A 2,199-nucleotide genomic window follows, 5' to 3' on the forward strand; every position below is an offset into this window, starting at 1 on the left:
GGTGCAGTCGGACCTGTTTGCCGAACATCCCAGTGTAACGTTGCTGCTAATGTCGAGCTCAATGGTCGATGCGCCCTTGATACGCATTACTGTTGTCCCATCCGAGCAGAACGGCTTGCGCATGCCGTCCCAGATTGCCGTAGACAAAATGTTCACCGTGCGCCGCGAGAAAATCGGTCGCCCCATCGGCCACCTCGAAGATGAACTGATGGTTGCCGTCAATCGTTCGCTACTCGTTTTTCTTGGGCTAGCGTAACCGAGCCGCAAAAACAGCGGGCGGATTTCAGCACAAGACAAGGCCCCCTCTCCGATCACTGCATCAGTGACAGTCGGCACTTACCGCCCTTGATCGCGACCTTTTTGTTTGCCGGAGACAACTGCGCACTATGGTCGCCGTGCGTACGCCTGTCAACGCCAAACCTACCCAGTTGCCACGCTGGTACTCCCTCCGTAGATTCGAACCAGTGCAGCGATCCATCAGCGTGCCTTGCAAGGTCGGGTAAGCGACGCGCTTGCAATGCGTCGTTACCGTCGTCGCTATCCGCGCACCACACCGCTTCCAACATGCGCCGAACATGAGCAAACAAGCCCGAGCCAGACTAAGCGTTGAACTCGGCCCGCTAAAGCGGGAGTGGGACGCATATTGTGCACAGCGCGGCCTGACACCCAGCGAGGGTTTGCGGCAGTTCGTTGCGAAGGTCATTGCAAACGCTACAAATCGACCGCAGCCACATCAGCCCCTACCGCCACGACAAGGCCCATGCAAACAAATTGGGATCGCGTTGACCCACGCCGAGCTCGCACGCGTAAAAAGTGCGGCCTATCTTGACGGCTTCACGGCAAATCGATGGATTGTGGCACTGATCCGCGCATACCTGACGGACGAACCGCAGCTGGGTAACCGAGAATTGACGCTTCTCGCCGAATCAAACCAACAGCTCGCGGTAATTCGGAGGCAGCTGGGCGAGCTTGCAGGACACGTCAACGCAACCGGGTGTATAGACGGGCTCGATGGAGAGCAAATCCGTGCCACGATCGACGCCCATCTACGTACCGTGGCGAAGCTGCTGCGCAGAAACCTCGATCGCTGGAGCCGGTGATATGTCTTTTCCGAGAGTCTATGTCGACGAACTTTTGCTCAACTGGGGAGATCGCCTGTTTCACGATCCCCTACGGCATGTTCAGCCGCCGCGCCTTTCGGAGTGGGCGTTCCACCGAGACGCAATGCATCTGCGCGAGAAGCTGATGATGACACTTCGAGGCGCCTCCGAAGTGATGGTCAAGATCAGCAATAGGGCATCCGGTCCGCAGGGAATGAGCGTCGTCCGTCGTCACTTGAAGTACATTTCGCGCGACGGTTGTGTCGAACTGGAGGACCAGGACGAATGCCTGATTGCCGGAAAGCAGGCATTGGATGCTCTGATCGAACAATGGCATGTAGGCGGATGGGGCATCCCTCAAGAAAGCAAACGTCGAGAGACTCTCAACGTCTTGCTATCGATGCCCCCGGGTACCGACCGCCAGGCAGTATGGGACGCGGCACGGGCATTTGCACACGAAACTTTTGGTGACGGACGTCCGTATGTCTTCGCGAAACACGATGACGAGGCACATCCCCACGTACATATGAGCGTTCACACCCGTGGTCCGGACGGCCGGCGGCTCAATCCACGCAAACGAGATTTGCATCAATGGCGAGAAGCCTTCGCCCAACAACTTCGCGCACGCGGCGTCGACGCAAATGCAACGCCCAGAATGGTACGCGGCCAAACGCGGCGTCTTTCGAAGCAGGCAGCTATTTGGGGGACGCTACAAGAGACCCCAATACGCTCTCCCGTAATCGACGACAGGACGCGCCATGACTTGTGGAAAGCACATATCGAAACCTTGAGCGCCTGGCACCAAATTGCACGCACATTGGCTAACTCCAATGCCCCCAAAGATCGGGCAATGGCGATAGGCGTCGTAGAGTTCGTACGGCAAATGCCCATTTGTTCATTGGGCCCGACGAACAGGCCGCAAGTCCCGGGCTCACTGCCATGGCCGACCCAGTCGACGGAGCGAGGGCGTTCACCAGCGGTACCAGACCTGCAACTGGACAGAAGTCGCCTGCCATCATTAGATGTTGAGCGCTGATGACTGACCGCCACACGGGCACATGAACAAAGGACAGTGAACCCGCGGCACACCGACGAATGC

3 protein-coding genes are annotated in these 2,199 nt (G+C 57.8%); all 3 read left to right on the top strand.

The window, feature by feature from the left end; translation table 11 throughout:
• Window positions 1-256, top strand: a 256-nt coding sequence (locus JMF90_RS34265; protein WP_201326093.1) for a type II toxin-antitoxin system PemK/MazF family toxin, incomplete at its 5' end; no start/stop codon positions are given.
• 526 nt (window positions 257-782) lie between these two features.
• Window positions 783-1,100, top strand: coding sequence for a hypothetical protein (locus JMF90_RS40425; RefSeq protein ID WP_227745855.1), 318 nt, complete (start codon window positions 783-785; stop codon window positions 1,098-1,100).
• 1 nt (window position 1,101) lies between these two features.
• Window positions 1,102-2,136 carry a relaxase/mobilization nuclease domain-containing protein gene (locus JMF90_RS34275; protein ID WP_077178414.1) on the top strand — a complete coding sequence of 345 codons (1,035 nt, stop codon included), beginning with the start codon at window positions 1,102-1,104 and terminating at the stop codon, window positions 2,134-2,136.
• The last annotated feature ends 63 nt before the right edge of the window (window positions 2,137-2,199 follow it).

The sequence above is a fragment of the Burkholderia sp. E168m23 genome, from assembly GCF_016586125.1.
Classification (GTDB): domain Bacteria; phylum Pseudomonadota; class Gammaproteobacteria; order Burkholderiales; family Burkholderiaceae; genus Burkholderia; species Burkholderia orbicola.

Bases quoted from the DNA above. Each gene is read 5' to 3' on its own strand.
- JMF90_RS34275 (WP_077178414.1), top strand. From the start codon at position 1,102: ATGTCTTTTCCGAGAGTCTATGTCGACGAACTTTTGCTCAACTGGGGA.